We start from the raw sequence: 3,645 nt of genomic DNA on the forward strand, positions 1-3,645 counted from the left end.
CGAGGTCCGCAAGCAGATCGATCACGAGCTGCGGCTCATCGAGGCGCTGGACTTCCCTGGCTACTTCCTGGCGCTCTGGGACATTGTCCACTTCGCACGGGGGCGGGGCATCCTCTGCCAGGGGCGTGGGAGCGCGGCGAACTCAGCGGTCTGCTACGCGCTGCAGATCACCGCCATCGATCCGGTGCGCATGGGGCTGCTCTTCGAGCGCTTCCTGAGCATGGAGCGCAAGGAGCCGCCCGACATCGACGTGGACTTCGAGCACGAGCGCCGCGAGGAGGTGCTCCAGTACGTCTACGAGAAGCACGGCCGGCACCGCGCGGGCATGGTCTGCGAGGTGATCTGCTACCGGGGGCGGCTGGCGCTGCGCGAGGTGGGCAAGGGGCTCGGGCTGTCGATGGATCAGGTCGATCGGCTCTCCAAGGTGTCGGCGGCCTACGGCTTCGATGTCACCCCGGAGGTGCTGGCCGAGGCGGGGCTGTCCGCCTTCGATCGCCGGGTGGGGCAGACGATCACGCTGGCGCAGGAGATCGAGGGCTTCCCGCGCCACCTCTCCATCCACGTGGGCGGCTTCGTCATCACCCGCGAGCCGCTGGTGGATCTGATCCCGGTGGAGAACGCGGCGATGAAGGGCCGCACCGTCATCCAGTGGGAGAAGGACGACATCAATGCCCTGGGGGTGCTCAAAGTCGACCTGCTGGCCCTGGGCATGCTCACCGCGGTGGCCAAGTGCCTGAAGTACATCCGCGAGCACTTCGGCCGGGAGCTATCACTGGCGACGATCCCGCCGGAGGATCCGAAGGTCTACGACATGCTGTGCGACGCGGACTCGGTGGGCGTGTTCCAGATCGAGAGCAGGGCGCAGATGAGCATGCTGCCGAGGCTCAAGCCGCGCACCTTTTACGATCTGGTGATCGAGATCGCCCTCATCCGCCCCGGGCCGATCATCGGCAACATGGTGCACCCGTATCTGCGCCGGCGGGATGGGAAGGAGGAGCCCACGTACCCCACGCCCGAGGTGCGTGCCATCCTCGAGAAGACGCTGGGCGTGCCGCTCTTCCAGGAGCAGGCGATGAAGCTGGCCATGGTGGCGGGCGGCTTCACGGCGGGCGAGGCGGACGGCCTGCGGCGAGCGCTGGGGCACAAGCGCGCCGAGCAGCTGCTGGAGCCCTACCGGGTGCGCTTCGTGGAGGGCGGCATGAAGCGGGGCTACACGCAGGAGTACATGTCCCAGCTCTTCGAGCAGTTCCGAGGCTTCGCCCACTACGGCTTCCCCGAGTCCCACTCGGCGTCCTTCGCGCTGATCGCCTACGCGTCCTCCTGGCTCAAGTACCACTACCCGCAGGCCTTCTGCGCCGCGCTGCTCAACTCGCAGCCCATGGGCTTCTACGCGCCGCACACGCTGGTGGCGGACGCGAAGCGGCACGGGGTGGAGGTGCGGCCGGTGGATGCGCGCCACTCGGACTGGGACTGCACGCTGGAGGAGGGTGGGGTGCTGCGGCTGGGGCTGCGCATGGTGCGCGGGCTGAACGAGTCGGCCGGGCGGCGCGTGGCGGCGGCGCGCGGGCAGGGCTACGCGAGCGTGGGCGAGCTGGCGCGGCGGGCCCGGGTGGCGCGGCACGAGCTCACGCGCCTGGCGCTGGCTGGAGCGCTGGCCTCGCTGTGCGGCTCGCGGCGGCAGGCGCTGTGGGAGATCCAGGCACTGGGCCCGCTGGACGAGGACGATCTGTTCTTCGGGCTGCCCATGGATGGCACCCAGGTGGAGCTGCCGCCCATGAGCGTGGCCGAGCGGGTGGAGGCGGACTTCGAGACGGTGGGGCTCTCGCTGGAGAAGCACCCGCTGGAGCTGCTGCGGCCGGCCCTGCGCAAGCTGGGCGCGGTGTCCGCCGAGGGGCTCCAGCGGGTGGCCTCGGGGCGGCGCGTGGCCGTGGGCGGCATGCTCATCACCCGCCAGCGGCCTCCCACCGCCAAGGGCATGTGCTTCATCTCCCTGGAGGACGAGACGGGGATCGCCAACCTGGTGGTGCCCCCGGACGTGTATGAACGTTGCCGACGCGACATTCACGGCGCCCTCTTCATCGTGGGAGAGGGTGTGCTGGAGCGCACAGGCAAGGTGCTCAACGTGAAGACGCAGCGGGTGAGCGCTCTGCAGGGACTGCTGGGCTGACGCACCGCGTAGCTCGCACAGGCTAAGCTATTAGTTGGCGCAGTGCGTTGCTTACTGTTTATCGGAGATATCTGGGTTTTTCCTGGAAATGCGCGGTGGGCTGTTTGTACCCTGCGCGCCTCCCAATCCCCCGGGAGTCCAAGGAGGCAGTCCATGTCCTTTCGTTTCAATCTTCGCGGTGTGACCGCGGCGTGCGCTCTCGTAGCCACGGTGGTGAGCGGCTCCGCGGCCGCCAGCACCATCAACCAGAACACCAGCTGGACGATCAACCGTACGGGCGCGACGACCAAGTACCGCGTGGTGGCGTACGGCGACTCGATCTTCGCCGGCTACAACGGCAGCCTCTTCAGCGTGGCCCGGCGCGCCTCGCCCTACGTGAGCGGCGAGTACCTGGGCGCGGCCTGGAACGCCAACATCGAGGTGGTGCGCCGCACCAAGTCGGGCGCCAAGGCGAACGACATCTACAACAACAAGATCGTCGCAGAGCGCTCGTACATGCAGGCCACGAACACCCGCGTGGTGGTGTTCGAGATGTGCGGCAACGACTACCTGCAGGCGCGCAGCGCGTTCAAGGATCAGACGGGCACGTGCAGCTATGCCGGCCTGGACGCGGCGCTGGCCGCCTGCACCGACTACACGGGCCGGGCCATGCAGACGATCAATCAGTACGCGACGACCGCCAAGGCCAAGGTCGTCATGAACATCTACTACCCGGGCTACAACGCGGACAACGTGCTGACGGCGTGCACGGACTCGTCCACGGGGGCGAAGGTGAACCGGCGCGACAAGTTCCTGCCGTACCTGGCCAAGAGCAACTGGCGCACGTGCAACCTGGCGGCGCAGTACGGCTTCAAGTGCGCGGACGCGTTCGCCGAGAGCATGGGGAGCGACTACGACTCCAACGGCGACGGCCTGAACGATGTGGACGCGCTCCGCTGGCAGGCGGGTGAGAGTGAGGCGGCCTACGTGAGCCGCATCGTCTCGCTGAAGTCGACCCTGCGTGACTCCAACACCAAGTACGTCAACGCGAGCACCAGCTTCGACTACCTCCAGTCGGACGACACGCACCAGACGTACTACAAGTCCACCATCGGCACGGGCTCGGGCTCGGCGGTGCCGGACTTCACCAACGCGCAGATCGTGGGCGGCAAGAACCCCGAGTGGAACAAGACGGGCCACGAGCGCACGGGCTGGTCCATCTCCACGTACAACCCGGCCACCCCGTAGTCCGCTGAAGCGGTGAGGCCACGCTCCTGGCGTGGCAGCACGGCAGGACGCGGGACACAGAACACAGGGCGCGTCGCTGCTCCGGCTGGGAGTGGGGACGCGCCCTTGCTCTTGCGGGCCTCAGCCCAGGAAGCGCCAGGCCATGAGGGCGGGGAAGGCGACGTAGTACATGAGGCGGCAGAGCCACTCCGCGGCCAGGCGGATGCCTCGGGCGCGCGAGGGCAGCAGCCACGTGAGGGCGAACGCCAGGA

2 protein-coding genes are annotated in these 3,645 nt (G+C 68.1%); both read left to right on the forward strand.

Translation table 11 applies throughout. From position 1 onward, the window contains the following. The coding region (locus VD972_RS10635) for an error-prone DNA polymerase (protein WP_324984802.1) at positions 1–2,167 on the forward strand (2,167 nt) is incomplete at its 5' end. Positions 2,168–2,320: 153 nt separating this feature from the next. After that, positions 2,321–3,394, forward strand: a complete 1,074-nt coding sequence (locus tag VD972_RS10640) for an SGNH/GDSL hydrolase family protein (RefSeq protein ID WP_324984805.1) — start codon at positions 2,321–2,323, stop codon at positions 3,392–3,394. The last annotated feature ends 251 nt before the right edge of the window (positions 3,395–3,645 follow it).

This window comes from Hyalangium sp. (assembly GCF_035629615.1).
Classification (GTDB): Bacteria; Myxococcota; Myxococcia; order Myxococcales; family Myxococcaceae; genus Hyalangium.